At 43.0% G+C, this 3,976-nt stretch carries 3 protein-coding genes; all 3 read right to left on the minus strand.

Annotation, left to right across the window (positions count from 1 at the left end):
* Positions 1-327: 327 nt before the first annotated feature.
* Positions 328-1,032 carry a CsgG/HfaB family protein gene (locus V3S16_RS15480; RefSeq protein ID WP_413886543.1) on the minus strand — a complete coding sequence of 235 codons (705 nt, stop codon included), beginning with the start codon at positions 1,030-1,032 and terminating at the stop codon, positions 328-330.
* 439 nt (positions 1,033-1,471) lie between these two features.
* Positions 1,472-2,746, minus strand: coding sequence for a tetratricopeptide repeat protein (locus V3S16_RS15485; RefSeq protein WP_413886545.1), 1,275 nt, complete (start codon positions 2,744-2,746; stop codon positions 1,472-1,474).
* A gap of 751 nt (positions 2,747-3,497) precedes the next feature.
* Positions 3,498-3,976 (minus strand): toll/interleukin-1 receptor domain-containing protein (locus V3S16_RS15490; protein ID WP_413886547.1); only part of this gene is annotated, 479 nt, incomplete at its 5' end.

Genomic DNA, 3,976 nt, shown 5'->3' on the forward strand with positions numbered 1-3,976 from the left:
AAAGGCAGACATCATGCATTTTGGTTTCAAAGGCCGGAGCACAATATATGGGATTTTTTGGCCTCAGCCCAGACCAAAAGATGAGGGCCTGCTCAGGTGTGGTACTCGTTACGTAACACAGGCATTTAAGGGCTTTGTGGCGCAAGGATAAATTGCAGAGTATCTCAAGTTTAGCAGGGATAAAAATCTTTTTTAATTTCCATAGGGTAGAGTATCAATCTTAGGCTTTAGCCGGTAAGTCGTTGGACTAACCATCTCCTAAGTTCAATCTTTATGCACCTTCGAGTATTTTGCAAAGAAAGATTAAATATTCTGCCGTTTATATCTCTATAGATTGTCGATCTGTTCTTTATAGGCGTGGTCAAGCTCAATACATTTATCAAAAAACCGCTTAGCCTCTGCCTTGTTGCCCCGGTCCCAAGCCTCCAAGCCTTTGGAAAAATAGAGGGCAGCATTAATATCGCTTTTGGGTGTGGCGGTTTTGGGTTTAAATGCCATTTTAAGAGAACCGGCGATCTTTTTTGCTAGATTGCGCTCCAGATCCAGGAAATCATCACTCTTACCCATAATGGATTCCGCCATGACAAGTTCACTGGTTTCCACCTTTATAATCCGTACATCGATGCGCACATTTCCTCCCAGCACAATGAATGAACCAAAGGCGATGGTCTGGGCGCCAAGCACTTTGCCCACGCTGACAGCCGTAGACTCGTTAACGCTGCCGCTCAGGCTCAGAGCCATCTCTTTTAGCAGATCTTGGATCTTGGTGCGCTCAATCAGTTTAAGCGTGCTTCCGCTCTGATTAAGATCGGTGATCAGCATGGCTGAAAGCCCTTTGCTCAAAGGGGCATAGCGCTCGGGATCGGTTATGGAGTTATTCTCAAAAGGCAAAATTGCCAGGGTTTTTGGGTCCTGATTCAGAGCGGAAACCTCTGACGGTCTTTCCTGTGCGGCCAGTTGAACTCCGTCACCTCCCACCAACACAAAAGCTGCCACTATGGCCGAGGCAGTAAAGATTTTCAAACTTTTCATTCTAAAAATTTCCTTGTGATCGACTTGACCTTTAACTGCATTTACTTTTTCAAATGTGAAGGACCGGCGTTAGTTCTGTTTTGTCTTGTGGTTTGACTTGCTCTAAGTACCTCGGGAGTATGAAATGCATGAACGAGCACATATATTGCGAGGCGGTATTACTTGTCGCCTTTAAAAATTCCGGCAGCCGTCTCCGTGCTGCCGCTGTGCATTGACCACGCTCCGGCGGTATGCTGCCCTCCGCTGCCATAGACTGTGCCCTTGGCTATAGAATCGGTTGGCGTACCCCCGTTAAGATTCCAGGTTGCGTCTCCGCTTCCGATAGAATAGGCATAAGGATCGCCGCCACTCGTGGTGAAACTGGCGGTGCCTGAAGAGATCGTCGCATATGGTACGCGTTAAGTAATGGATCTGCATTTTCAATACAGTTTCATTTATGCTAATGGCCATTGCCACCGCCATTGCCACCGCCGTGGTCATCGCCATTGCCACCGCCGTGGTCATCGCCGTGGTCATCGCCATGGTCATCGCCATGGCCACCGCCGCCGCTGGCTTCGATTGCGTTGTTAACGTCAGAACTGACACTTTCCGATAACGCGGCCGGTGCCATACTGGCAATCTGACTGATGCTCGGCGCCGAAGGACTGGGTGACGAGCCATGCGCCTCCCTTGCCATATCAAATTTCGGATCAAGTTCAACGGCTTTTGCGAAGAAATCCCTGGCATCTTGCCATCTGCCGGCATCAAGTGCATCCAGTCCCTTGCCATAGTAGATGAATGCATCATAAACGGTAGTCTGTGGAATTCCTATAGCCTTAACTTCGTCGGGGGTTAATTCAACATCCATGATTTTAGCTACATTATGCGTTATTATTCCGGGTAGTTCAAAGAATTTTTCCCTTTCTACTTTAGCTGACGCTGTACCCTTTACCCCCCCCTTGGCTGCGGATGATATCGAAGTGGTTACCTGGATGCTGCCCAAGGCCAGTGTGCCGGTAACTATATTTTCAGCTCCAAGGAGCTTTCCCACTCTGGGGGCAGAACCTGGGTCAACAATACCTGTCTGGCCAAGCTGCATCTCTTCTAATAGAGCCTGTATGCGCAGTCGCTCAACAATATTAAAGCGTTTGACTTTGGATAACTCCGTAATAACCATTGCGGCCAGAGCTTTTTGGAACGCCCGTAACGATTTGCCAGGTGAAAGATCCTGGTAATAACAAACGGCAACTGTATTCGGTTCCGGCTTTAATGTATTTAGTCTCTTTTCATCTTCAAGCACCTTTTTAGCTGCCTGCTGACTTTCGGCTATTTGAAGCAAAGTCAATAGTCGTTTAATCTCTTCTTCAACAAGCGGTTGTTTTTTATTCCTGAATTGCTGCCAGATCATAATCGCTTTGCGGAATTCCTTTTTATTCAAATAGGCCATCCCCAAATAGAGTATGGAGTATGGTTCTCCTGGTTCTTGTTTCAGCACTTTTTCAAATTCTTCAACAGCGTTATCCATTCGACCGGCTTTTAAGTAAGCAAATCCGAGCCTGCTCCTGGCCGAAATTGAGTCAGGATTTTCGGCAAGGTACTCCTTAAATAATGGAATCGCTTCATCGTAATTCTTTTGGCCGAGCTTAAATTCAGCCTTTATAAGAGCACTGCAACTATATAAGAACAAAACCCCAAAGCATAAGATTCCCAACAAAAAAAACTGTTTTTTTGACACTGGCTCTCCTTTTCTGAAAATAAAAAAAAGTCAACTTCGAAAAATTACCAAATTAGGTCTTTATTGGTTCCAGAACGGTTGTAAGTTGCGGTAAAAAACAAATAGGCAATAAAATACAATAGGATATTAATAACAGTAACACAATAATTTCACAATGGAAATCGAAATGTCAACCGAAAACAGACCCCTCACGACAACCAATTTTGACCCCTTCTTAATCGTAACATGTGAAACCGGAAATATTTTATCTTAACTGACATTATTCCAAAGAATCCGAACCAGTGATTATACAGTTTATTTTTTTGCTATTAGAGTTAAAAAGTTTCTGAATAACATGCAATTTATAATGTTATATAGAAACAGCTTGGCATTATTTGCTAACCGGAAACTTCGGCTTTCATTAAAACTGTCAAAAAACGTTTTTCAAATTAGAATATGAAGAACGTGAATTACAGATACCTTGCCAGACGTGCGAATATCAATCATGTCAATATACTGAGATAAGCGATAGATGAACCACCACTATAAGTGACCATCACTTTATTAATTCAGATCATTTCCCTCACACTACATGTTGTATAATTTTGTTCCGCTTCAAGCCGGGCTTAAATTCACGATTCCTTGCCTCAATTCAGCATTTCCCAAAACTGATGATTCGGTATACCAAATCATCTACATAGCCATACAGATTTATTAATCACTGGTCAAGGTGACCCCGTTCCTCCTTGGCGCTTTAATTCTTGAAGACAAGTTAGCATACTTTTCTAAGCATAAGACCTTTTCTTAAAGCGCTAATTAGCCTTTGCCAACCGTCATCTTCATAAATATTAACCCATTGAAATTTGGCAAGAGATTCAGGGCATTCACAAGGCTCTAAACGAACAGGTATCAAGTAAATGTCTTTATCAAGCATTTGCTTCCATATATCTATCGCAAGCTTTAACTCTTTCTGAAGCATTCCGCGTTTAGTTAAAGATGATCTTGAAATACAAGCTATAAAAAATTCTGAGTTGCGGATTGCATTGTTAATACTTTCTTCCCAAAGCTCTCCTGGTAAAATGTCCTGAGTATCCATCCAAGGAGCGAATCCAGCTTGGCGAAGATTATTATATAAAGATTCAACTTTTTTAACGTCCTCACGCGCATAGCTTAGAAAGATTCTTCCAGATAGCTGTGCTAGAAATTCATCCGTTTCTAACTTTTCAAGACAGTTATTGATTGACTTAACAA

The organism is Candidatus Desulfatibia sp., from assembly GCF_036446775.1.
Classification (GTDB): Bacteria; Desulfobacterota; Desulfobacteria; order Desulfobacterales; family UBA11574; genus Desulfatibia_A.

Bases quoted from the DNA above. Each gene is read 5' to 3' on its own strand.
- V3S16_RS15480 (WP_413886543.1), bottom strand. From the start codon at position 1,032: ATGAAAAGTTTGAAAATCTTTACTGCCTCGGCCATAGTGGCAGCTTTT.